Annotated in this window: 24 protein-coding genes; 7 read left to right on the top strand and 17 right to left on the bottom strand. The window is 38.1% G+C overall.

Features of this window, described 5'->3' with window-relative positions; genetic code table 11:
• Positions 1-72: 72 nt before the first annotated feature.
• From PO903_RS14650 to PO903_RS14640, 3 genes are all read right to left on the bottom strand, one after another.
• Positions 73-375 carry a hypothetical protein gene (locus PO903_RS14650; RefSeq protein WP_069325862.1) on the bottom strand — a complete coding sequence of 101 codons (303 nt, stop codon included), beginning with the start codon at positions 373-375 and terminating at the stop codon, positions 73-75.
• 132 nt (positions 376-507) lie between these two features.
• A complete protein-coding gene (locus PO903_RS14645; RefSeq protein ID WP_371748214.1) occupies positions 508-783 on the bottom strand; it encodes a YczO family protein in 276 nt (91 codons plus the stop codon).
• Positions 784-1,019: 236 nt separating this feature from the next.
• On the bottom strand, positions 1,020-2,099 hold the full coding sequence (locus PO903_RS14640; RefSeq protein ID WP_273593759.1) for a lactonase family protein: 1,080 nt from the start codon (positions 2,097-2,099) through the stop codon (positions 1,020-1,022).
• Between the two features lie 205 nt (positions 2,100-2,304).
• Between PO903_RS14640 and PO903_RS14635 the strand changes: the two genes are divergently transcribed.
• Positions 2,305-2,985: an S-layer homology domain-containing protein gene (locus PO903_RS14635; RefSeq protein ID WP_069325859.1), complete on the top strand. Its 681-nt coding sequence runs from the start codon at positions 2,305-2,307 to the stop codon at positions 2,983-2,985.
• A 124-nt stretch (positions 2,986-3,109) separates the two neighbouring features.
• Here PO903_RS14635 and PO903_RS14630 read toward each other — a convergent pair whose 3' ends face one another.
• From PO903_RS14630 to PO903_RS14585, 10 genes are all read right to left on the bottom strand, one after another.
• The gene (locus PO903_RS14630; RefSeq protein WP_273593758.1) at positions 3,110-3,661 is read right to left on the bottom strand and encodes a GNAT family N-acetyltransferase; all 552 of its coding nucleotides are present in this window, start codon (positions 3,659-3,661) and stop codon (positions 3,110-3,112) included.
• Positions 3,662-3,887: 226 nt separating this feature from the next.
• Positions 3,888-5,603 (bottom strand): ABC transporter ATP-binding protein, encoded by a 1,716-nt coding sequence (locus tag PO903_RS14625; RefSeq protein ID WP_069325857.1) that lies wholly within the window; start codon positions 5,601-5,603, stop codon positions 3,888-3,890.
• A gap of 321 nt (positions 5,604-5,924) precedes the next feature.
• Entirely contained in the window at positions 5,925-6,638 is a 714-nt protein-coding gene (locus tag PO903_RS14620) for a GntR family transcriptional regulator (protein ID WP_069325856.1), read from the bottom strand.
• 53 nt (positions 6,639-6,691) lie between these two features.
• Complete coding sequence (locus PO903_RS14615; RefSeq protein ID WP_069325855.1) at positions 6,692-7,777, bottom strand: CehA/McbA family metallohydrolase; 1,086 nt, start codon at positions 7,775-7,777, stop codon at positions 6,692-6,694.
• Positions 7,778-7,781: 4 nt separating this feature from the next.
• Complete coding sequence (locus PO903_RS14610; RefSeq protein ID WP_069325854.1) at positions 7,782-8,228, bottom strand: hypothetical protein; 447 nt, start codon at positions 8,226-8,228, stop codon at positions 7,782-7,784.
• A gap of 62 nt (positions 8,229-8,290) precedes the next feature.
• Entirely contained in the window at positions 8,291-9,643 is a 1,353-nt protein-coding gene (locus PO903_RS14605) for a hypothetical protein (RefSeq protein ID WP_273593757.1), read from the bottom strand.
• Positions 9,644-9,648: 5 nt separating this feature from the next.
• Positions 9,649-10,482 (bottom strand): ABC transporter permease, encoded by an 834-nt coding sequence (locus PO903_RS14600; protein WP_273594659.1) that lies wholly within the window; start codon positions 10,480-10,482, stop codon positions 9,649-9,651.
• Positions 10,483-10,484: 2 nt separating this feature from the next.
• Positions 10,485-11,642, bottom strand: coding sequence for an extracellular solute-binding protein (locus PO903_RS14595; RefSeq protein WP_069325852.1), 1,158 nt, complete (start codon positions 11,640-11,642; stop codon positions 10,485-10,487).
• A 39-nt stretch (positions 11,643-11,681) separates the two neighbouring features.
• Positions 11,682-12,764, bottom strand: coding sequence for an ABC transporter ATP-binding protein (locus PO903_RS14590; protein WP_137222781.1), 1,083 nt, complete (start codon positions 12,762-12,764; stop codon positions 11,682-11,684).
• A 52-nt stretch (positions 12,765-12,816) separates the two neighbouring features.
• Entirely contained in the window at positions 12,817-13,641 is an 825-nt protein-coding gene (locus PO903_RS14585; protein ID WP_069325850.1) for an ABC transporter permease, read from the bottom strand.
• Between the two features lie 484 nt (positions 13,642-14,125).
• On the opposite strand from PO903_RS14585, the gene PO903_RS14580 reads away from it, so the two are divergent.
• Complete coding sequence (locus PO903_RS14580; protein WP_273593756.1) at positions 14,126-15,070, top strand: tyrosine-type recombinase/integrase; 945 nt, start codon at positions 14,126-14,128, stop codon at positions 15,068-15,070.
• A gap of 75 nt (positions 15,071-15,145) precedes the next feature.
• Entirely contained in the window at positions 15,146-15,895 is a 750-nt protein-coding gene (locus PO903_RS14575; protein ID WP_273593755.1) for a toll/interleukin-1 receptor domain-containing protein, read from the top strand.
• Here PO903_RS14575 and PO903_RS14570 read toward each other — a convergent pair.
• From PO903_RS14570 to PO903_RS14560, 3 genes are all read right to left on the bottom strand, one after another.
• The gene (locus PO903_RS14570) at positions 15,851-17,302 is read right to left on the bottom strand and encodes an SIR2 family protein (RefSeq protein ID WP_069329911.1); all 1,452 of its coding nucleotides are present in this window, start codon (positions 17,300-17,302) and stop codon (positions 15,851-15,853) included. The two genes, PO903_RS14575 and PO903_RS14570, sit on opposite strands and share 45 nt — an antisense overlap.
• A 262-nt stretch (positions 17,303-17,564) precedes the next feature.
• A complete protein-coding gene (locus tag PO903_RS14565; RefSeq protein WP_273593754.1) occupies positions 17,565-18,248 on the bottom strand; it encodes an HAD family hydrolase in 684 nt (227 codons plus the stop codon).
• A 198-nt stretch (positions 18,249-18,446) separates the two neighbouring features.
• Positions 18,447-18,962 carry a DUF3939 domain-containing protein gene (locus PO903_RS14560; RefSeq protein WP_137222777.1) on the bottom strand — a complete coding sequence of 172 codons (516 nt, stop codon included), beginning with the start codon at positions 18,960-18,962 and terminating at the stop codon, positions 18,447-18,449.
• Positions 18,963-19,267: 305 nt separating this feature from the next.
• On the opposite strand from PO903_RS14560, the gene PO903_RS14555 reads away from it, so the two are divergent.
• From PO903_RS14555 to PO903_RS14545, 3 genes are all read left to right on the top strand, one after another.
• A complete protein-coding gene (locus PO903_RS14555) occupies positions 19,268-20,251 on the top strand; it encodes a YpdA family putative bacillithiol disulfide reductase (protein ID WP_069327301.1) in 984 nt (327 codons plus the stop codon).
• Positions 20,252-20,367: 116 nt separating this feature from the next.
• Positions 20,368-20,811 carry a DUF441 domain-containing protein gene (locus tag PO903_RS14550; protein ID WP_069327443.1) on the top strand — a complete coding sequence of 148 codons (444 nt, stop codon included), beginning with the start codon at positions 20,368-20,370 and terminating at the stop codon, positions 20,809-20,811.
• Between the two features lie 138 nt (positions 20,812-20,949).
• Positions 20,950-21,456, top strand: coding sequence for an ADP-heptose synthase (locus PO903_RS14545; protein ID WP_069327302.1), 507 nt, complete (start codon positions 20,950-20,952; stop codon positions 21,454-21,456).
• Positions 21,457-21,557: 101 nt separating this feature from the next.
• Here PO903_RS14545 and PO903_RS14540 read toward each other — a convergent pair whose 3' ends face one another.
• Positions 21,558-21,857, bottom strand: coding sequence for a HesB/YadR/YfhF family protein (locus PO903_RS14540; protein WP_069327303.1), 300 nt, complete (start codon positions 21,855-21,857; stop codon positions 21,558-21,560).
• A gap of 520 nt (positions 21,858-22,377) precedes the next feature.
• Between PO903_RS14540 and PO903_RS14535 the strand changes: the two genes are divergently transcribed.
• Positions 22,378-24,123 carry an ABC transporter ATP-binding protein gene (locus PO903_RS14535; protein WP_069327304.1) on the top strand — a complete coding sequence of 582 codons (1,746 nt, stop codon included), beginning with the start codon at positions 22,378-22,380 and terminating at the stop codon, positions 24,121-24,123.
• Positions 24,124-24,131: the final 8 nt, after the last annotated feature.

Raw genomic sequence — 24,131 nt, 5'->3', positions numbered from 1 at the left:
AATACCTTTTAAAATTTTTTTGTTATTTTGTCGAATGTAGTGTTGTGAATCGCGGGTTATACAAGATGTAGGTTAACGAATTCTAAAGCGATCGATATGATCTTGAAGTCCTTCTTCTCTCAAAATACGTAATTGCTCTACTCCAAACAAATCAAAATGAGGATAACGATCACGAAAATGGATATACCGGGGGTTTAACTGATGGTCTTTGCACCATTTTTGCAATTTCTCAATATCAGCACAACCGACTTTGGTTACTGTACGCATATTGGGGAATCGATTATCGATCCAATAGTGAGTCAAAAAAGCAATTTGTCCATTACTTACCTGTTGTTTCCAATCATTTAACTGGGATCGATCTATACCAAATGCCATCCTCTTCACCTTTCCTCAGTACAATCTCTCTATTTATGTGTTACAACATCTGTGTAGCAAAAAAGATCAACCCTATAACTAGCAGCTGATCAATTGCTTTATTTAGAAGATCGTGTATTTATTAAAGTAGATTTACTTATTGTTCTCTTTTTCTTTTTGTTGTTCTTCTAAACGTTTAGCCATACCTTCTGGATAAGCATTTTCACTCGAAGACGAAGATTTCGTCGCATCTTTATCTTTTTCTTCTTTTTTCTCCATATTTAAATCTTCCATAGGCATAGGATCTACATTCTGTTCCGACTCAAAACGGTCAAACAAACTTTCGTTTTCAGTAGGATAATGTTCTGGATGATCACGCTTGCCTTGTTGTTCTTCAATTTTATCGTTTTTTCTTGGCTCAGTCATCATTGATCTCTCCTTTGGCTATATCTGAATCGTCTATAGTATAGAAAGAATAGCAGTTACTGTACTTTACCTCTATACGCAAAATTGAAACATTTTACTGACTATTCTCGCCAAAAGAAGATGTGATTCATAGCAAAAAATCGTGTCTACCTAGAATGCTCTCCAGCAACTAGAAGACACGATTTTCTGATCGATATTATGATGTAAATAGAATTCTATTTAATCAAGATGCAATGCAATTACATGTATACAGACCATACACATACAGGTTTGGAAACTTCTATACTTTTACCTGTGTATGTTAATTTACCACTTTCAGCATCTACTGCAAATGTAACGATATTATTACCATCACGATTAGCCGCTAATACATAGTTACCATTAGGTGTTAAAGAGAAGTGTCTTGGATGACCGCCTTCAGTCGATACATGTTGTACTAACGTAAGCTCTCCTGTCGCCTGATCAACTTCATATTGAACAATACTGTCATGTCCACGATTTGATCCATAGACAAAGCGACCATCTTTGGAAATTGTAATCTCAGCACAACCATTTTCACCATCATAATCTGCTGGTAATGTAGAAATACTATGAATTTCGCTTAATGTACCGTTGCTTCCATCATACTGATAAGCTGTAACCGTTGAATTAAGTTCATTAATCACAAACGCATATTTTCCGTTCGGATGGAAAACAAGATGGCGAGGCCCTGCACCAGGTGCAGTCACTTGCTCTGCTACACGCTCTAACTTACCTTCTTCTTCATTTAGTGCATAAGTATAAATGCGATCTAAGCCCAAGTCCTGAACCAATAGGTATTTTCCTGTAGGATCGTAGAATGAAGAATGTGGGTGTGGACGATCTTGATTCGGATGTACGCTATGTCCTTGATGTTGTTGTACATCTAACGATTCACCAATCTGACCATCTTCACGAATCGCAAACAATCCTACCATTCCTCCATGATAACTGGTTACGCTCAAGTACTTACTATCTGCTGAGCGCTGAATATGGCATGTAGGTGCACCTACAGTATTTAGACGATTTAATAAATGAAGACTTCCTTTCGCTGGATCAATCGCAAACGAAGAAGCTTCACCAATTTTAGTGCCATCAGAATAAGCAGCTTCACCGATAGCATATAATCGACCTGCGGTAGCATCGACATTTACAAATGTAGGATTTTTAAGTCCCATAAAAGCATCAGTCTGAGTCAATTCACCGGTTGCTTCGTCCAAACTATATACATATAACCCGTTATCTGTTGATTCTGCATAAGAGCCTGCAAATACAAGCAAGCGTTCATTTTGGTTGTTCATGTGTGATTCCTCCACTCTATTTATATGTTATTTATGACGGATGAACAAAAGTTCCTCTATATAAGGTAACGCCTTCTGCACAAAAAATCAAAGTTCGTGATCGGAATCATCATATAGATTTATATTCAACTGTCAGTTACACTAAATATAATCCAACTTTTGTAAAGTCTAAGCATTCCAATCTATCTAAGCAGGGGTGAGTTCAATGATAGTTCGTAAATGGTTAGTAGGGCTTGCAGGTGTTTTATTATTTGCTTCAGGTAGCCAAGCTTTTGCCGCTTTCGATGATCTGGATAACACATTAGACAAAAAGAAGATTGAATATTTGGATGAGTATCATATTTTGACAGGCATGACTGATACGAAATATGCGCCAGAACGTGCATTAAATACAGCACAAGGTGTAAGCGCACTTGTTAAAGGGCTTGATCTCAATCTCGATAATATGCGATTTATCAAAAAGCCGGAAGCTAGTGATTACTATACACGTATCAGTAATGAGGCATGGTATAGCAATGATATGATTGTCGCTTATCTGAATGGACTCGATATTCCGGCAGATGTAGATGTAACTGCTGCGATGACGCGTGGTCAATTTGCTACATTGCTCTGGCAAGCGGTAGAACAAGTCGATCCTGATATTAATGAATCGGGTGGTAACAATATTGCTTCGGCGACTGCCAACGAAGAAATAGCAGACGACAATTCGTTAACTGCGATGGATCAGCAAATGCTACAACAAGTTATTCACAGAGAAATTGCTACACTTGATTCCAAAAACAAATTTTATCCCGATGAACCTATTACCCGTGCCGAAGCCGCAGTTATGTTGTACAATGCGATTGAACTCACAGGCAAGCTGGGCAATGTAGGGACAATAGAATAATATAGTAAATGATATGATCGAATAAGAATATTTTTATACGTTTCAATTAGCTAACTAGTTAAATCAAACTCCTTTGATATTGAGCTTAGAAGTGCTCATTGTCAAAGGAGTTTTTGTTTCATTTCTAATTAAGATTCAGACGTTGCCAATCTTCTATCGTGATCGCATACAAAGCATGATCTTCCCAGTTGCCATTAATATGTAAGTAACGCTCAGCTAGTCCTTCACGGCGAAATCCTGACTTTTCCAAAACACGTAATGACGGCGTATTCCATGGCATTACACCTGCTTGTAACCGATGAAGTTGTCCTTCGGTAAAAGCGAACTGTAAACACTGTTGAACAGCCATCGAAGCATACCCTTTGCCATGATGATCTTGATCTACAAAATAACCGATATTTCCATTTTGAAAAGGGCCACGAGCAATTCCACTAATCTCGATTCGTCCTACCAATTGATCATGAACAGATTGAAATATACCAAATACATATCCTTGACCTGCTTCAAAATTCAGTTCCCCGTTGATTAGCATTTCTTGCTGAACTTCAAGTCTCCAATACGATTCCGGACGAACAGGCTCATATGTTTTTAAATAATCTCGATTGCGATGACGTAACTGCAATAATGAATCAGCATGCGTCAGTGTAAGTGGCTTTAAATAAATTTCTGATTGCATAAAATATTCCTCCTCCTTTGTTGTATGTATCATAAAACAATTCTTATTTTTGTTCTACGTAAACCATCAGTTATTTATTAGAGTCGTCTATTGTAACTACTGTGGCTTGTGTTCAACAAACCCATCAAAAACCAGTATCGATCTCAAGAACAATCTGTTCTGAATAAAGATACTGGCTTGAGGATTGTATAGACTGAGCTACATCAGAGTGTTACTTCACTACCTTTTACGTACCAAATTGAGCGGCATGCAGACGACTATATGCTCCACCCGCTTGAATCAGTTCATCATGAGCACCTTGTTCGGCGATACCTTCTTTGGTCACTACAATAATACGATCTGCATTTTTGATCGTTGCTAGACGATGGGCGATAATCAAAGTTGTTCTACCTTGCGACAATTCATTGAGCGATTGCTGAATTGCGGCTTCTGTCTCGGTATCCAATGCAGATGTCGCTTCATCTAGAATCAAAATTGGTGGATTTTTGAGGAACATGCGAGCAATCGATAGACGTTGTTTTTGACCACCAGATAGCTTCACACCACGTTCGCCTATAATCGTATCCATTCCTTCTTCATAGGAAGTAATCACTTCTTCAAGTTGTGCTTGACGTGCGGCTGTCCATATTTCTTCTTCAGTCGCTCCAAGTTTGCCATAAGCGATATTTTCACGAATAGTACCATCAAATAAAAATACTTCTTGTTGTACTACACCAATCTGTGAACGTAACGATGACAAAGTCATCTGACGAATATCGATGCCATCAATCGTCACTTCACCTTCGGCAATATCATAAAATCGTGGTAACAAGCTACAAATCGTTGTTTTCCCTGCACCTGAAGGACCTACAAGAGCAACTGTCTCTCCTTCACGAATCTGAAGATCGATTCCTTTCAAAATATAATCTTTACCTTCATATCCAAAGCATACATTGTTGTAGGTGATATTGCCTTTCAGCCCACTCACTTCTTTGGCATCAGGTAGATCATGAATTTCTGTATCGGTATTTAGCAATTCTTCAAAACGACGGAATCCAGCTATTCCTTTAGGATATGTCTCAATCACTGAATTCAATTGCTTGATCGGCGCTAGAAATACATTCGACAATAGAACAAATGCAATAAAATCACCGTAACTCATGCCTTTTTCAATCACAAACCATGTTCCACAAACAAGCACAAAGATCGATACAAATTTCATCAAAATATAACTAATCGACGAGTTCCATGCCATAATTCGATAAGCGACAAGCTTGGTACGACGAAAACGTCCATTATTGATTGCAAATTGACTAATCTCATGATCTTCATTGGCAAAAGCTTGGACTACACGCATACCTGTTACGTTATTTTCAACACGGGCATTAAAATCAGCTATATCTCCAAACATACGCCGGAAAGCAACTGACATTTTGCGTCCAAAAAAGAGCGATAAATAAATCATCAAAGGCACTACTACAAACGTTAAAATCGCCAGATCCATATTAATACTAGCCATCAAAGCAAATGCACCAACAAGTGTCATCACAGCGATAAACAAATCTTCTGGCCCATGATGAGCAATCTCTCCAATATCCATCAGATCATTGGTCATACGTGATACCAGATGCCCTGTCTTCGCATTATCGAAAAAGCGAAATGGTAACCGCTGTACATGATCAAACAGCTTTTTACGCATATCGGTCTCAATATTAATACCTAGTTTGTGTCCCCAATAGGTAACCACGTAATTCAGAAACGAACTGACTACGAATATGCCTAACAATCCAATACATGCCCACAAAATCACACGCCATTCCCCGCCTGGAAGCAAATCGTCAATCACTCGATTTACAGCCAGTGGGAAGGCTAGCTCCAAAATAGCTGCAATAATAGCACAACCAAAATCGATAATAAATAGTCCTCTATATGGACGATAATAAGAAAAAAAACGTTTTAACATTACTGTCTCCTTTTCTGTTCCTCATTGATGTGTAGTTCATTATGGTTGTATAGACTTCAAAATGTATGTATACCTTCATCAATACAGGTATATAATGCGTACGTACTCAGACGATTTCTTACTAAACGCACTAAAATACTTGTATGTTGATAGCGTTGGACTAGAGTTCTCCTTTCTTTATTATATAGGTATGATATCTACAAAATATAGGTAAAATATCTACAAAAAATAACCATCTCAGTAGTGTAAAACTACATCTAGATGGTTATTATAGCATTCTTTTTCGCAATTGATAATGATTATCAATTAATTTTTAAATTGTTATCGTGTTCGTCTTATCCAAAAGGTAAAAATATCGCTACGGACATAATCATATGAATATAATATTTTGCGATTCATTTCATCATAATGAGTCTGCTTTAACAATAAAACAGAGGATTGTGGGTGCACAAGTAATTTACGACTATGAGGATCGGTAGCCAGTGGAACCGTTAATTCAGAATCGGCACCTACAATCTCTATGCCTACCTGTTGTTCTAAATGTTGAAATAAAGAACCTGTAAATACACTTTCATCAAATGTATTACCGACCAGTTGAACAGGCATATAATTGATCGAATGTGCAACAATTTCTCCATTAGCCATTCGTGAACGTTCTAAAACAATCATCGGTTCATCGACAGACAACTCCATACGTTCGGCTACTTCAGGAGGACACTTTTCTAATATAATATAAGCTAATCGTTGATCTTCGATAAGCCCTGCTGAACGAATCATATCCCCTATACTATATAATCGATCTAGTGAACTTGGGATATGTTGAAGGGCCTGAGTTAGAAATGTTCCACTGCCGTGTTTGACAACTAATTTCCCTTCATCTTGAAGCTTACGTATAGCTCCACGAACGGTCGTACGGCAGACTTTAAATTGAGTCGCCAGCTTGGATTCAGAGGGTAGTTTGTCTCCAGCATGAACATTATGTTCTGTTATCCATTGCTCGATACGGGATTTGATCGTTTCCTGCTTGGCAGACATCCTGTACAATTCATCCTTTCTATACGTATGATCACATGCAATAAGTTATATATTTAAGATGAATGTGTAATATAAATCGCATTCGTGAACGCAATCATGCTATACATGTCGGCAAAATACCCATACAACTCTACACGTACCCAGCTTAATGCCTCTGCTTGTACCAATTCACAATCATAGACTTCTGTCTGTACAGGAATCTGTTGTTCGAACAATATTCCTTGATTACTGTTCACCACTAAGCGTAACGATTGATCCACTAACAGATAATGTTTTTGACGACAGATTGTATCTAATGCTATTTCTAACTTTAAGATTTGATCTTGTGGACAATCGATTTCTTGCCCGATGCTATACCGTTTCGCATGATTATCATGGATAGGATTAACTACATGAGCTGTAAATGTAAGTAGTGGCCCCATCGTAATCGTGACTGCTCCCTGACGCATAGCTGTAAGAACCGAATTATCTTTAGGCTCCAACTCTACATGATCGGTAAACGGTGTATCGGAAGTCTGTACGATATCTAATGAATACCACAACTGATCTTCATCTTCTGTGCCCAAATACGTAATAGCCGCAGGTGCATCATGATCTTCTGTTCGATGCCAATCCCGCCCGCTAGTCGCTGTAATACGATGCCCTTCATTAAGTAAAGATGTCCACCAAGCATATGCACGCTGACTATCCTTTTTTATAGCAGGCATTAAGGTAGACCAGACTTCAATATAATCGACTTTTTCCCAGTTATAGATAGGATATTCCCAGTAACAACCCGTACAGATAGGGCTACCAATACGAAATGGGTGAGCAATCCCCACAAGTCCACCTTGTGCATGTACTTCATCTATCCCTTGTTCAATATCATAAATACCATAACTACGCCAATCTACATAATCGTGAATACCGAGTGTAAGCATATGTCCATAAAAAGTCGTCCATTCCATCCCGGGCACGATATGAATACCTGTCTCTGCTTGTACACGTTGACGATCTTGTAGCCCTGATTGTGTATTGTGATCGGTTAACGCAATGCAATCAATGCCTAGAGCTAGCGCCGATTGAACAAGTTGATCTAATGTATGTTGTCCATCACTATGCAGTGTATGGGTATGTAATTCAGAAGGTATCCATTTCATTTTGTTAGTTCCCCCATACTTCAAGCTGATAATCACATTCAGGTGTAACAACAGAATGAATACTTAACGTTACTTTCCATTGCCCTACTGGATTGAATCCTTTCCAGAATCCAGGAGAAGCATGATCTGCTGATAAAAAGTGTGTCTGTTGCGGATCTTGCCGATGAGCTTGACCGCGATGTGTCTGCGGATCATCAATAGAAAGAGTAATCAGATTGTGTAAAGGCGCATACTTCTGCCAGTCTTGCACTTGTGGATCGTTATAGCCATATTTCAACATGGCAGATTCAATCATTTCTTTGGCCTGATGGGTATCTGTTAATGTTTTGGGTGTATAGTTGAACTCAATCCGAATCATTGAGGACTGTTCTAGTATTGGAAAAGTATACGTAATATGAGTCTGTGTAGCGGATGAATCAATACGACCAGACACATTCAACCATTTCTCCATGTATAAATATCCCCTTTCCTATTCACTGATCTGTCTGGGTCGCTATGTTATCGCATTTATCTCTATATAAGTGTCATACAACTCCATAATGTCTGTGTAGGTGCATCTGAAGTGAGTTCGACCTGTGTAGAAGCTTGAATCCCTTTAGTCGGTACATATTCATGATCAAGCATAAAGGCATAGATCCCTTTCACCCCTATACGATTAACCCCTTCTGGTAAAAGAGTGACTCGAATCTCAGCAATCTGATCTACGTATATACCAGAACGCAACTTAATGGTCGTCGAAAAATGTAAATCAGGACCTTGATAAGCAGCACGAAAATCAGCTACTCGTAAATCGCCAAAGCTAGAAGAAAACCATTCATCTTGTCCCTGCAAACGTACTTGATAATCAAGACAAGTCTGCTGTACGTCTGCTCGTGAATTATAGACATCTAAAGCAAACTTGGAACTTTGGATAAACAAATATTGACGCTGATCGCCAAGTTTCCATGAAGAAGCATCGTGATTACGTTCTACAATATACTGACGATTCATTTCCCAATTGGTGACCTGATACGTAAATGGATAATCACTCATAATCTGCTCACGAGGTTCTTGCTCAGGATACCAGCGATACGATGGTGGCAAAATCAACCGATAATCAGAACGAACTTCATCCACAAAATTTCCGTTGGCTGTTGCTGCTTGCAAAATAGGTAGACCTCCACAATCGGTATTTCCTTGAAAAGCAGTTGTGACGTGATTAGGGCCTTGATAAGTCGCTGTAAGAAGATGACCTGCAAGATCAAGTTCCACCCGATACATCCATTCAATATCTGTTGTTCTGCCCCACTTACTCATCAATAAACCTGACGGTGTGCCTTCATCTTCATGACTAAAAACCATATGATATTCAATAATGGTTCGACTTTCCTTCTGTTGCATCCAGTACATCAGTAGCAGTGGTGTATCTGTAAATGTGCTTTCATAATCATGAGACAAATTACGTCCGTACAGAATCGGAGTATGCTGATAAACGAGCGCTGATGAAGAGGCAGGACTGATCCAGTGAAATTCACACTGCTCCAAATAAACAAGATTCACTTTGGAAGGTGATTCTTGCTCACGAAACTCTAATTCGATCTCATACGTACCTGCTTCTAATTGCCCAATCAGGCGAGTATATACAAAAGACTCTTTGCCATAAAACAAAATCAAATCTTGATTATACTGTTGATTCACATATATACGAACCATTGCAGATTCATGATTCTTCTGTTGCCAGTGACTATTACTCATTGCTTTCAAATGAAGTTCTACGAATCCTTTGGCAGTCACTTCGCATTGCATATAACAACGTTGTGAACGTTCTAATGATGTATTCAGTTGTATAGTACTGATAACGGTAGAGTGGCTTTGAGTGTTATTCATCACGATTATCCCTCTTTCCCCATCGTTCGAATATAGAAATACCCCATGACAGAACATAGTAAGAACATCAACACAGCCATAGCACTTGCTGTATGTGTCTCCTGATAATTAGAAAAGACTTGTTGCATCGCTACACCTAATACTTGAGGTGAATTAGCTCCGATTAGAAAAGGAGCAGTAAAGCTTCCGATCACACCCATAAAAATAAACGTGATAGCTACCCACATCGTTTTGTATGAAAGGGGTAATACAAAGCGGAAAAATAATTGCCCTATATTCGCTCCAGCATCACGCGCGCTTTCGATTACCGAGTTAGGGACTGCCGCCAGAGCAGAACTAAGCAACATTGTAGCAAATGGAATATTGAACCACAGGTTGGCAAGCACTAAACCGTTATAATCATAGATAATTTGGGGAAAAGTATCGATTCCGATCAACAACAGTAGCCGTGACAACCAACCATGATTACCATACATCGTGATCAAACCGTAAGTCGCAATAACACCGGGTACGAACATCGGAATAAAGTACAATCGGTTAATCCATTTCACAACCCAACCATGACCAAAACGTAAATAGACAGCTAAAGAGTAACTAATCACTAACGATAATAAAGTAGACACAATCGTTACATTTAGGGTATATATAATATTTTTACGCATCGTCGGTTCAGTGAATAAACGAATATAATTGGCTAATCCGAATCCACTACCATTTTCATCAATTAGACTTTCTCGAATAGCATATACAATAGGCACAATCACGACAAAAAACAAAATAAGAAAGGAAGGGATGACTAGAGCAAGCCCTAGTATCCCTTTTTTCACACTAGCATTCATCATCATTGACCAGCGACATCTGTCTGCCAGCGTTTGTAAATCTCTTGTTGAAGATCTCCACCGTTAAATTGGCGGTATGAAGCGGAGACACTTGCAAATTTATCTTGTAATTCTTTAGACATCAGATCCCATTTGATTCCCGGGTATCCATACATTTTGTTTACTACAATCGTTTGTGCTTCTGGTGTCAGGACATAATCAAGCAATTTTTGAGCAGCTTCTTTTTTAGTCGACATTTCGGGAACCATTAAGTAAGAAGGGCCACCTGTAAAAGCAGGGCTAATCTGCGTCAGCTTAGTCGTGTCAGGTAGTAATTGCTTGCTAGTCTGTTCAAGCGCCATATCTGACCATGCAGGAACCATATCAACTTCACCGTTAGCGAGTAAATCTAGAGTCCCTTGATTCTTTTTCGGATAGACTCCTTGTTGATACATAGAAGGTCCTAGTTCTTTCAATAAGTTAAATCCTTGATCCCATTTCTGGGCGATAGCAGGATCACTACTGTTCATATCTTCAGCAGGCAAAAAGTTATAGATCGCTGTAGTTACAAATGAACTACCTGCTCCACCTGTAGATGGATCGTTATAGGCAAATTTACCAGGATGTTGACGAATCCAATCGTATAGCTCGTCTGCTGTTTTGGGAGGATTAGGTACATTTTGACTGTTATACGCCAGTACGACAGAAGAAGCACGGTAAGGCACAGCCATATCATCTACTTGTTTAAGTACACTAGCATCAATATTGTTGAGATTAGGCACACCTGTTGTATCCAGTTTCGCCCAGATTCCATTTTTGTTGCCTTTTGAGATATCATCCAAGCTACCTTCATACAAATCAACATCCACATTGGCTTGTCCACTTTGCTTGGCAGCTAACAATCGATCCAGTGCTGATTGTCCACCTGTACCTGAAGGAAGATAGACCAATTTTACTTTGATCGTTGGATTGGCTTGTTCAAAAGCTGGAATCAACGTTTCCCATAACTCTTTTACATTGAGAGAACCACCGGTATATAATGAAATTTCTGTCGATGGTGTAGAAGAATTACTGCTTGCACTTGCTGCTTCTGTAGCTGATTTGCCACCGCATCCTGCCAACCCCATTGCTAGACATAATCCAAGAATCAATAGCATACTCATTTTAGCTTTGTTAAACACAAGAACATCCTCCTTTAAAATAACTGCTTTTAAAATGATTTAAGCGTGAGCTTCTTGTCTTGGTGCTACTTCGGATACACTGATGGCTGGAAAAACATTCATTTTATGAAACATCAGTGAGATGGATTGACCTGGATGTAAGGTAGCTGCTTGTTCGCGAGGCACAAATACTTTTAACGTTTCTTCTTCATAATTGACTGATATTTCTGCATAATGACCGAGTACCATCACCTGACGAATCTGACCTTCTAAGCCCCCTGCTTGCGCTGACAGATAAATGTCTTCTGGACGGACAGCAACGATACAATCTCCAATCGGTAATGCTACATTGGGATTCGGTACACGTAATTCACCGACTGTAATATGCTGTCCATCACTCACCCCCTTCAATACATTGATACGACCGATAAAGCTAGCTACAAATAACGATTGCGGAGCATCATAGATCTCTTGTGGTGTCGATAACTGTTCAATCTGCCCGCCATGCATCACTACAATTCGATCTGAGATCGACAAGGCTTCTTCCTGATCATGCGTGACAAATACCATCGTCATCTCTGTTAATGTCTGGATATCACGCAATTCTTCACGCATCTCCATCCGTAGCTTGGCATCCAATGCTGAAAAGGGCTCGTCTAGCAATAACACATCGGGCTTTAACAATAAAGCTCTAGCCAAAGCGACTCGTTGCTGTTGTCCACCAGATAATTGGGTAGGGTTTTTGCTTGCTGCGCTACTGAGTTGTACCAATTCCAACGCCGCTGTTACTTCACGTTCAATATCGGGCTTTTTATATTTGCGAATTTTGAGACCAAATGCTAGATTTTCATACACCGTCATATGCGGCCATAAGTTATAGCTTTGGAATACCATCGCTGTCGGTCTTTTTTCAGGAGGCAAATTCAATACACTATTTCCACGAATCAAAATATCTCCATGATCCGGTTCTAAAAATCCGCCGATCGAACGCAAAACAGTTGTTTTACCGCATCCGGAAGGGCCGAGCAATGTCACCATTTCGCCTTTGGCGATATCTAGCGAAATATTTCTCACACCATCGCCTGTTTTGAATACTTTGCTCAAATTCCGAATCGATAATTGCGACTCTACTGTTGTATTCATAGCTCCTCCTGCTCTCTATGTCTTATTTCATTTAGAACATGTATCAAATCGATTATTTCACTTGAAATCCACCGGATAACACATCAGCACTTACAAACTTACGTGCCGCCACTAGCAAGATCACTGTAGGTAATGTCAGAATGACTGAAAACACAGCACCTGTTGTATTGGGATAATCTGCAATAATCGAATACATAATAATCGGCATTGTTTTAAAATCAGGAATCCCGACTAGCAGTGTTCCTTGCGCTTCATCCAGGGAAGCAAGAAAAGTGAAAATGGAAGCGACCATAATACCCGGGAAAGCCATCGGAAACGTAATTTTCCAAAATACTCGAAGTGGTCCTGCTCCAACATCACGTGCTGATTCTTCTTGCGCTTGATGTACACTGCGAAAAGCAGAAGCCGGAATCCATGTCATATACATCAATGTGTTGACCATATGAATGAGCACAATCCCAACAAAGGTGTTCATTAGCCCGAATTTGTAAAATAGAACTGCAATCGATACGTAAAGCCCCATTTTGGGAAACGCATGTGTCAGTAAAAAAGAAAACAAAAACCATTTACTCAGCGGAAATGAAATACGAGCAAATGCATACGCCGCAGGCACACATACAATGATCGAACATACGGTAACGACAGTGGCGATCAAAAAGGAAAGAGAGATCGACTGCAATACATCATCTTGACTCAAAACAAATTGCCACCATTGCAATGACCAGCTTTGCGGTAAAGCCGCAGGATACTGCCATTTTCCAGATACCGCTAGAATCAATAGATTGAGCAGCGGCCCTAGAAAGAAAACAACGAACACAATCAACAGTAAAAACTCTACTACTTTGCGTTTACCTAACGCCTGTACATACCACTTCATAATTCATTCCTTTCTCCACCCGATCTGCACATATGTAATCTGTCAAAACGATCATGACTATAAGCGTTAGTACTCCAAGTTGTTTAGACGTCTACATCACTAACACTTCTGAGTATAAGAACCTTTTATCTTCGCAAAATATGTCGAAATATAGGTTTTGGTAAAGGTTGAAAATAATCTGTTTATAGATTTAATATGTAACAAACAAAATAGGATGGGCTTTTACTTTGTAGGTTTACAGTTTATATAGTAGGTAAATTCAAAGTAGATGCTTATGTATGTAAATCTCATTTAAATCTGTAGACATGCTAAAAAGACCTTTAACGATTGCAATCAATCTGCATGCATTAAAAGCCTCAATCATAATTCATATAAATCAATCCATTTTAAAGCGATTGATTTTGGTATAATGGAGAATCTGTATTTTAAAGATATGGAATGTACAGAAAAAATTGAAGTTGGTGTAGACACTGGAGGATGGAAATTGTTAGTATCTCGGATGGATTTGAACGATTATATTGCAAAGTATGTCAATTATTTATTGATCGAAAAAAATTTATCACCAAAATCGATCAAAGCGTATCAATCTGATTTGAACATGTTCAATGATTGGTTAGTAGAGAATCAGATTGAAACTGTCACTGAAGCCGAAATCTATTTGTATTTCAATACATTGAGTCACTTGAATCTATTAAAAGATTCTACCATCAAACGGAAATACATATCCTTTAAAGGATTTTTCTTATTTTTAGCTCAAAAACATTGGATCGATCAATCTCCATTAATTCATTTCGGTAAGCGATTTAAAACAGCAAAACGTATTCCTAAAACGTTACCGACCAATGAAATCAAACGTTTATTATCTGCTCCAGAACATGATCGAAATCGCCTCAAAACCGCATTCAGTACTCGATTAAGTATCCGCAATGATGCCATTATCGACTTACTCTTTTCAACAGGTATTCGTATCGGGGAATTAGTACAGATTCGCCTAAAAGATCTCGATCTACGCAATCGAGTGGTTGTGATATTTGGCAAAGGACGTAAAGAACGTCTACTTTATCTATCTAGCAAAGAACTGATTGATAAGATCCAAGACTGGCTTAAAGTAAGAGACGCTTTTGATCCAAAAGATGACTGCTTATTTTTAAATAAGTATGGAAATGGCTTATCGATCTACGGTATTGAAGATATTTTTTGTAAATATAAAGAAATGGCAAAAATCAATCAAAGTGCCACACCCCACTATCTCCGTCATTCTTTTGCTACTCAATTGTTAGAAAACGGAGCAGATTTGAGAGCTGTTCAAGAAATCTTGGGACATTCTAGTGTGAGTACAACCGAGATTTATACAGAGGTATCCGTCAAAAGAAAGCGCGCTGTATTAACAAAATTCAATCCTAGAAATCGATTAGAGACCTCCAAATAACTATGAATTATTTGGAGGTCTTTTAATGTGTGAAATAAATTAAATTCCATGATTACATAGCAAAAGGAGAAATTTATGATATTTTTTTGTTTTTCAAGCAAGGATCGCCATAATATAGTAGAAGCCATCCTATACCATATTAGAAATTACCGAATTCCTGTATGGTATGATCGAGATCAGATGCTTCTAGGTGACGAACGCAATTATAAAAATTTTGTGGAAGGAGTCGAAGCATCTTCATATGGAATCATAATTTTAAGTCCGAATTCGATTCAGTCTTATTGTGCCAATGAAGAAATCGATTTAATGTATGAACAATATTTAAAAGGTAATATGCATGTTTTTCCTATATTCTTTAATCTTTCTGCAAGTGAAATTCCTCCAAAATACGATTGGTTAAAAAATTTAGTTTATAAAGAAATTACTCCCTCTATTGATGTTCGTTCAACCTGCAACCATATTATTTGTAAATTTCTTTCGGATGATTTGAGCAAGCATGAAAGTCGCAACTTTCATGCTTTAGAGAAAAGGATGAAAAAAAGAGAATGTGATCCTTATATTTTAATCTTACTCCGATCTTATTTGGAATTAGATGAAAAAAACTTCAATTCTCGAATAGCTTTACTATATGCTGGCTGTTCTTATATAGAATGTAATTACGATTTAAGTAACGCCCCTGCTTATTATACAGCTGGGTTCAAAAAGTTATTTAACGAAACAAAACTTTCACTAGAAGTAGACTTAAGAGACATACTAATGATCGAGAGCCTTTTCTTATTATTAGTTAGCACGTTTGTTCTCGGCAACCTCGTTAAGGATGTGTAAAATAATATTGGCTATTTTTTCAGGATCTTTCTCTGTCATTAGTTCATTTATTGTTTGTGAAAGATAAGGAAATTCATTAATATTCTTCTTAACTTCTTTCCAAATCACTTCTGCTTCGTATCCAGTACTTCCAACAGGAATAATCGTCATATTGCGTTCTTTTGCAAGTAAAAATTCCTGATAAACACCTTCACTGTAATGTCCTGTTTTTTCAATAGAACCTTGTTCTGTAGTTTTCTTACTTTGACCAAATAAGAAGATAGCGGCACTACAATCATGTAACATGCTGATTCTATATTCTTGTTTTTTCTCTTGTGAAAGATCTTTATGAAAAGGAAAAGGTCTCATTGAAAGATATTTCTCCTTATTTTGAAAACCTTTTTCCGCCAAATATTGATAAGAGTATCCAGTGATTAGAGTGCCTAACCGTTTTCCTACTCCTGTAGATATTCTATAATCTTTTCCAAGTAATGAAGTAACCAAAGCTTGCGATAATTGATCTGATTGGGTCACTACCTCATTTTTGACTTTGTCATATGCACCAGATATAAAAACCTTTTTTTCCCTAATTCTAGCATTTAATTTTTTTAAAAGAGGAATGATACTATCTTTTGTTATGCAAATAGCTTGAATATTATATCTTTGTTTGAGATCGTCTACCATATGCTCAAATTCAATCGTTGTTTCTTGATTTACTAGCATGATGGCATAATGCGTATTTCCTACTCCTCCAAGTAAATGATTTATTGAACTAAGGCAATCGAGAACAAGGGAATCTGTAAAGCTATAACCAACAAAAAGAAAAGTATTTGAAATTAATTCTTTTTTCAAAAATGTTAAAAATAAAGTATGACTATTTGAATAGTGATCATAGTCCTTCTTAGTTAATATCATTTTTTCTAAGTCAGAAATATCACCATTAAGCTTATAAACATTCACTTTTTCGTTTCGATCAATATTGACTAAGTTTTTTTCATTATGTATAACATTACGAGGAATAAATCGACGATCCAATTCTTGTTCAATTAAAGGATCATAATTCGTTGTCCAAATATTATTGAAATTCACATCAATTAATTCACTTAAAATTTCATTTCCAGGTTTGAATTTATTGATCTGCTCATTAATTTTTTTTCTTAATTGCGGCTCTGTATATTTATTAGCATAATATTGCGCGACTTTATATAAATCTGTATTTTCTGTAAGTTTTATTTCTAATTCGGCGGCTAAAGATTCAAATAAATATCCCCAAGTCGAATGTCCAGAATTTCGGGATACACCAGATCCAGCAAATAAAGAAGACATTTTGTTTATTGATTGTGTAGCTAAATCATCTAAAAAATGATTTAATTCTCGTTCAGTTTTTTCAATTAAACGCTTAGTAACTGGATTATTTTCTAATTCCATTAGTAGTTCCTCCAAATTTTATCAAAAATTTATTTCACACATTAAAAGACCTCCAAATAATTCATAGTTATTTGGTGTTTATTTCATTTTAATGTTCAACCCATTTAATTGTAAAATAAGGTGCAATCTAACAAACAAGACTATAGTACCACATCTTATTTTCAAAAAATAGTAATTTCTTCATTTAAAACAAAAAAAGACCTTTTTTAGAAGGTCTTTAGTTCCAATTTTTGATGCTAATTTAATTTTTATTATCCCAATACTACTTCTTAACTTTCTGCCAAATGTCTTCCAACTCATTCAACTCATTAATCACATGCCACGGTTCTATCCCTAACTGCTGATCCCACTCAAAACTTCGTCGCAGGAAAATGCCTCTCATCCCTGATTGAGAAGCTCCCCAGATATCATTCGTAGGATGATCGCCTACAAATACCGTTTCTTCCCCCGTCGTGCCTAACTTTTCCAGTATCATCTCGTAAATCTTCGGATCTGGCTTTTTGATCCCTGCTTCACCTGAAGTAAGAATTACATCGAAATAAGATTCCAATTCCAAGTGTTCTACTTTGCCGTATTGTATTTCATGGTGTCCATTCGTTAATATGCCTAATTTGTATCCTTGAGCCTGACATGCGTGGATCGCTTCAAGGGCATGATTCATAAGACGGGCTTCTTTCATATAATGTTCTTTATAGTACGCAAATAATTGATCTGCATTCGGTCTTTCTAACCAGGGCAAACGCTCAACTAATTCTTCAAAAAAACCTTGTTTTTCCCGGTAGCCGTCTGCATCAGTAATCCGCATATACCCTACAATATCTCTGGCTTTCTGTTCATCGACATGACCCAAGTAATCTGCAACGAATTTTTGTGAAAAAGTTCGAAACGTATGATCTCGATCCATTAATGTATTGTCCAAATCAAAAATAACTGCACTAATCTCCATGATCTCTCTCACTCCTATATGTAATCTCTATACATCATTTACTAAAAGTATAGCAGATTGTGTCAGTGCTTGAACTGTACCTTAAGCAAATGCAACAAAAAACCCGCTTAGATATCAGCGGGTTTTTATCAATATACAGTGTGCAGAGAATCTACTCTCTTTGATCTGTGAATGTTCCTAGTTAAACTTCATTATAAATTACAACAATACGTAAGAACGATCTTCCTGTGCTTTGACATCGGGTAACGCTACAGGCTGACGATGGGTCACCATCATTTCTTGATCGGTCATATACAATTTGAACTCAGGAAGCTCATGCAAATAATGCTGTTGATACAACATTCGAGAATCCACTTCAAAATACACAGAGTCTTCTACAATCGGTAATTTTCCAGTTTCATTCATATAATCATCTACAGCAAGCTGTACACGATCCAAATGATACGGAATAGACTTGTCTTCTTCTGCAAAAATCTCAAAAGTCTCTCGGGATAAATAGAACTTCTGATCACTCACTCCACCTAAATAACGAGCGATACGTGGCAAGTCCAAGCTGCTATCTTCTTTCATTAGTACGGTACGATTAATCCCATTACCCATTTCACGTTCAAATTGCAATACTGCACAGCGCAATTCGTCTAGTGTTACATGAACCGACGGGAACTTGTTGACGTCTTCTTTGTCTTTTCTTTTAAATAGTCCAAGTACAGACATATCGGTCTCTCCTCCCTCATTCTGGGATAACTAAGCGATCGAGTGCGAAAACGTTTTCAGATACCTCTAAAGAAAGTTGCTAACTTTTTTGTGCTTACTATCATTGTACCTCATTTAACATGAATTGATTCAATTTTTTACAAATTTGTGCGTTTTGCATCTTAAATTGTGTCTATGTGCCTAAGCAAGCTAGAATTTTATAACATATTAAGGTAGGATAAATATGGTTCTATTTTAATAACGATCTGAACGGACAAAGATCGTCTATACAGAAAAGAGATTATGGAAGGAGCTAGACCACTGTGATGGAAGATGTAATTATTATTGGTGCTGGACCTTGCGGATTATCTGCTGCAATCGAATGCACACGTTTAGGCATGAAGACATTATTGATTGAAAAGTATAATATGGTACATTCGATTTACTTATATCCAACGAATATGCAATTTTTTAGTACAGCTGAATTGTTAGAAATCGGAGATTTGCCGTTCTCTACTCCGTATGACAAGCCTTTCCGTCATGAAGCTTTAGCTTATTATCGCCGTGCAGCAGGTCATTACGATCTACGTGTACAGCCTTATACGGAAGCTTTGGAAGTACAACCACGACAAGATGGTACGTTTGAGATTCAGACAACCAATCGTCATGGCGAAGACAAAACATATAAAGCACGTAAAGTTATTATTGCTACAGGTTATTTTGATCATCCGAACTATCTAGGTATTCCGGGTGAAGAATTAGATAAAGTAACTCACTATTTCCGTGAAGCTCATCCTTATGCGGGTATGCGGGTAACTGTTATTGGCGGAAGTAATTCTGCTGTCGATGCTGCTCTTGAAATCGTACGTGTCGGTGCTCATGTCGATATGGTCTACCGTGGTAGCGATCTTTCTCAAAATATCAAATCATGGGTACGTCCTGTATTTGAAGGTCAGGTGTTGAAAGGCAATGTCACTCTTCACTTGAACTCTAAAGTCACAGAGATTACGTCGTCTCAAGTTACCATCACGCAAAATGATGGCGAAACAGCAACGATTGAGAATGATTTCGTCCTTGCTATGACAGGCTTCCATCCTGATCGTAAATTACTCACATCTGCTGGGATTGAAATGAGTGACGATATGGATAAACCGAAGTTCGATCTGGAAACGATGGAATCGAATATTCCGGGTTTGTATGTAGCTGGCGTTATCGCCTCTGGTCGTAATGCAAATGAAGTCTTTATTGAGACAGGTCGTCGTCATGGTAACAAAATTGCGAATCATATTCACAAACAACTGGCTCATTAATAAAAATTTATCCACGATAAAAAAGGTAATCATTTAAATGTAAAGGTGTCCGCTTATGCGGGCATTTTGCTATTTAAAGATGTCAAGAAAGGAGTGATCTTATCAAAATGGCTGCGATCGATACACCTGCACTGATTTTGTTAGTTCTAGCGGCGCTCGGGATTATTGGTAATAACTCAACCGTAACGATTGCTATGCTAGTCTTATTGCTTATTCGCGTATTGGGCTGGCATCAAGCCTTTCCATGGTTACAGAAATATGGCTTAACAATTGGTATTATTATTTTGACGATCGGTGTAATGACCCCACTTGCAAGTGGTAAAATTTCACTGGATACGATACTTTCTTCTTTTCTCAGCTGGAAATCACTTGCTGCGATCGGAATTGGCTTATTCGTGGCTTATCTTGGTGGACGGGGCACGATATTAATGACTAATCAACCTACTGTAGTGGCTGGATTGTTAATAGGGACACTGTTAGGCGTAGCCTTTTTCAAAGGTGTACCTGTAGGTCCATTGATTGCCGCAGGTCTATTATCTCTACTAATTGGCAAATCGTAGCCTCTATAATGACTATAACCAACCACATTCAACGATTATGCTTATCCGATAGGCTTAGGTATGATATACTTTCTAAATATGAATCGATGATAAAATGCTTATATTGAATGTGTTAGCATCATCCAGGAGGATACACCTATGTCTCAAACTTTTGTTATTGAAGCGGTTATGATCGCAATCTATGGTCAACTGCTTGATCCGGAAAAACCGGTAGAATATATTGTGCCTTACACAAGTATTATGGAGTTATATGAATTTGCGGAAAGTACTGAACCGTTAATGAATGAAGATAATGAGAATCAGTATGTCAAAACAAGAATTCAGCAATTGATTGCTTATTTTGAAGAACCCTTGAACAAAAAGAAAATTCAACGTTCTCTTCAAGTTCCATGGGCTCAAAGTTCGGCTATTTTACTCAGTGAAAAAGTCCAATTAAAAATCATTAATGCGATGGATAATGCTCACTATGGCGAATCTTTTGATCCGATTGAAACGGAAATGATTCTTTCTGCGCTAAAAAAAGAAGCACCGATGTTGACCGATCAATTTGAAATGATTCATCGAATTATTGAAGCCAAAATTCCTGTGCAAGTATACGATATCGAAGATTTCGCATTTGCTCTTGAAGGCACACCTACTGTCTAAATGGATTTAAATTATTCCAAGTAAAATACGTAAAAAAAGCTTCTTCCTCATAACAAGGAAGAAGCTTTTTTTGAATCGATGATCCAATAATACAGCGAGCCTTATTGAGATTCAGGCATGTACGCATACCGAATATCGTCTTCATGCTCAATATATTCAACATTCAGGCGATATCCGTTGATATACCACAAATCTTGATCTTCCATATAGAAATGGATATTTTCTACATCTTGCGTTAATGCCGGGCTCACTGGTGGTTCAACAGAAATGCCTAGTGAGAACCCTGGATGAATTTCACTGTTACTGCTGTATCGTGCATAAAAGCGAACAGCATCGCCTTCAGCTAGACTCAATTCTTTTTTGTACCAGCGTGCGGCTTCATCAGATACGGCTATACTCATGATTTATACCACCTCTCTTTTTTACCTTTACCCTATTTTCTATCCTATTATAACATGATATCTTTATTGCTTTTTTGATTCATTTCTTTGCAACAAAATAGCTATATATTAAAAAAATATGAAGATTTTATGAATTTTACGTTGACAATGCAAAAATTGCAGTGATACAATCAACAGCAGACAGGTACTAATTTAGAAGTTATTACCATCTGCATACTACTTTGAAGAAGAAAGGGTGAATCTCCATGGATAAAATGATGAATGTACATAACCACGCCTATGTTCCCGTAGCTTTATCACAATTAAATATCGGAGCACCCCAGCAGATGGAATCCTTCAAGTAGATTGCGTACTTTAAATCACGCTTGATCTCTATCCAACATGATAATTATTTGTCATATGGCGGTTGCTTAGCAATCGCGCTATATGATGTCCATACAAGACACGTCGTTTGCGTTTGCAGACGACGTGTCTTTTTATGTGGATTTTGACAAGTGTTCGACAGAAAGGTAGTGAGTATATGTTTGCTGTTTTTAAAAATTTAGGCTGGTTTTTCAGCCGCGAACGAAAGCGGTATTTGATCGGTATTATTTTATTGATCATTGCCGGTGTACTTGAATTAGCACCTCCTAAGTTACTAGGCAGTGCGATTGATGAGATTTCAGGCGGTACGATTACCGTGTCTTCATTGGTTTATTATATTTCCGTCACATTAGCTATTCTGGTTGTGATCTATGGAATTACGTATGTATGGATGCATAGTCTATTCGGTGGATCAAATCTGGTAGAACGTCTATTACGTACTCGCTTTATGGCTCATTTGCTACGTATGACTCCGCCCTTTTTTGAACGAAATCGTACAGGTGACTTGATGGCTCGTGCCACCAATGATCTACGTGCGGTGTCTATGACTGTAGGATTCGGCATGTTAACTCTTACCGATTCCACGTTCTTTTTATTAACGATACTGTTAGCGATGGGATTCGTAATTAGCTGGAAATTAACGATTGCGGCTATTCTTCCACTTCCTTTTATAGCACTGGCTATGGCGATTTACGGTAAAGTGGTTCATGCACGTTATACACTGGCACAGGATGCTTTCGGTGATATGAACGATCAGGTACTCGAATCGGTTGCTGGTGTACGTGTTATTCGTGCGTATGTACAAGAACGTTTTGATGAGAACCGATTTGAAAAGATCACTGACGACGTCTATCGCAAAAACTTACGAGTCGTTATGGTGGATGCGCTATTTGAACCTACAATTCGACTATTTGTGGGATTGAGTTATATTATTGCACTCGGGTACGGAATTTATCTGGTGTTCCATAATGAGTTAACACTTGGCGATCTGGTTTCTTTCAACTTGTATCTAGGAATGATGATCTGGCCGATGTTTGCGATTGGTGAATTGATCAATCTGATGCAACGTGGTAGCGCTTCGCTAGATCGTGTGAACGAAGTTCTTTATGTAAAACCTGATGTAGATGATATTACTCAACCTGTGCATGTTCCTTCCCTTCATAAAATTGAATTTAAAGATGTCACGTTCCGTTATCCTACGTCCACTGTCGATAATCTAGAGCATCTAAATCTACAGATTCGTGCAGGTGAGACTCTAGGCGTAGTCGGCAGAACGGGTAGTGGTAAATCCACGCTACTCAAACAACTGCTCTATGAATATCCTACAGGAGCAGGAAATCTTACGATTGGTGATGTACCTATTCAGGATATTGCCAAAGATCAATTACACGGTTGGATCGGTTATGTTCCGCAAGAACAAATCCTTTTCTCTCGTAGTGTGCGTGAAAATATTCGCTTCGGTAAATCAGACGCTACCGATGATGAAGTGTTGAATGCGATTCATACAGCAGCTTTTGATAAAGATCTGCATACGCTTTCTGATGGTCTAGATACGATTGTGGGTGAACGTGGCGTGGCTTTATCAGGCGGTCAAAAACAACGTGTATCGCTTGCTCGTGCATTTATCTCTGAACCTGAAGTACTGATTCTCGATGATGCTTTATCCGCTGTCGATGCTCGTACAGAAACTAGAATTATTGAAAATATTCGTACCAAACGTGCAGGTAAAACGACATTGATCGCTACCCATCGCCTTTCAGCGGTAGAACATGCAGATCATATCGTCGTACTGGATCGCGGAAAAATTATTGAAGAAGGAACCCATGCTGAATTGCTACAGTCGGATGGCTGGTATCGTGAGCAATATGAACGTCAGCAATTGGCGGATTCCTTAGAGGGGTAGGTGTCTGC

Source organism: Paenibacillus sp. PK4536, from assembly GCF_028594455.2.
Lineage (GTDB): Bacteria > Bacillota > Bacilli > Paenibacillales > Paenibacillaceae > Saccharibacillus > Saccharibacillus nuruki.
This window is presented reverse-complemented; position numbering and strand designations above follow the sequence as displayed.

Bases quoted from the DNA above. Each gene is read 5' to 3' on its own strand.
- PO903_RS14650 (WP_069325862.1), bottom strand. From the start codon at position 375: ATGGCATTTGGTATAGATCGATCCCAGTTAAATGATTGGAAACAACAG.
- PO903_RS14645 (WP_371748214.1), bottom strand. From the start codon at position 783: ATGATGACTGAGCCAAGAAAAAACGATAAAATTGAAGAACAACAAGGC.
- PO903_RS14640 (WP_273593759.1), bottom strand. From the start codon at position 2,099: ATGAACAACCAAAATGAACGCTTGCTTGTATTTGCAGGCTCTTATGCA.
- PO903_RS14635 (WP_069325859.1), top strand. From the start codon at position 2,305: ATGATAGTTCGTAAATGGTTAGTAGGGCTTGCAGGTGTTTTATTATTT.
- PO903_RS14630 (WP_273593758.1), bottom strand. From the start codon at position 3,661: ATGCAATCAGAAATTTATTTAAAGCCACTTACACTGACGCATGCTGAT.
- PO903_RS14625 (WP_069325857.1), bottom strand. From the start codon at position 5,603: ATGTTAAAACGTTTTTTTTCTTATTATCGTCCATATAGAGGACTATTT.
- PO903_RS14620 (WP_069325856.1), bottom strand. From the start codon at position 6,638: ATGTCTGCCAAGCAGGAAACGATCAAATCCCGTATCGAGCAATGGATA.
- PO903_RS14615 (WP_069325855.1), bottom strand. From the start codon at position 7,777: ATGAAATGGATACCTTCTGAATTACATACCCATACACTGCATAGTGAT.
- PO903_RS14610 (WP_069325854.1), bottom strand. From the start codon at position 8,228: ATGGAGAAATGGTTGAATGTGTCTGGTCGTATTGATTCATCCGCTACA.
- PO903_RS14605 (WP_273593757.1), bottom strand. From the start codon at position 9,643: ATGAATAACACTCAAAGCCACTCTACCGTTATCAGTACTATACAACTG.
- PO903_RS14600 (WP_273594659.1), bottom strand. From the start codon at position 10,482: ATGAATGCTAGTGTGAAAAAAGGGATACTAGGGCTTGCTCTAGTCATC.
- PO903_RS14590 (WP_137222781.1), bottom strand. From the start codon at position 12,764: ATGAATACAACAGTAGAGTCGCAATTATCGATTCGGAATTTGAGCAAA.
- PO903_RS14585 (WP_069325850.1), bottom strand. From the start codon at position 13,641: ATGAAGTGGTATGTACAGGCGTTAGGTAAACGCAAAGTAGTAGAGTTT.
- PO903_RS14575 (WP_273593755.1), top strand. From the start codon at position 15,146: ATGATATTTTTTTGTTTTTCAAGCAAGGATCGCCATAATATAGTAGAA.
- PO903_RS14570 (WP_069329911.1), bottom strand. From the start codon at position 17,302: ATGGAATTAGAAAATAATCCAGTTACTAAGCGTTTAATTGAAAAAACT.
- PO903_RS14565 (WP_273593754.1), bottom strand. From the start codon at position 18,248: ATGGAGATTAGTGCAGTTATTTTTGATTTGGACAATACATTAATGGAT.
- PO903_RS14560 (WP_137222777.1), bottom strand. From the start codon at position 18,962: ATGTCTGTACTTGGACTATTTAAAAGAAAAGACAAAGAAGACGTCAAC.
- PO903_RS14555 (WP_069327301.1), top strand. From the start codon at position 19,268: ATGGAAGATGTAATTATTATTGGTGCTGGACCTTGCGGATTATCTGCT.
- PO903_RS14545 (WP_069327302.1), top strand. From the start codon at position 20,950: ATGTCTCAAACTTTTGTTATTGAAGCGGTTATGATCGCAATCTATGGT.
- PO903_RS14540 (WP_069327303.1), bottom strand. From the start codon at position 21,857: ATGAGTATAGCCGTATCTGATGAAGCCGCACGCTGGTACAAAAAAGAA.
- PO903_RS14535 (WP_069327304.1), top strand. From the start codon at position 22,378: ATGTTTGCTGTTTTTAAAAATTTAGGCTGGTTTTTCAGCCGCGAACGA.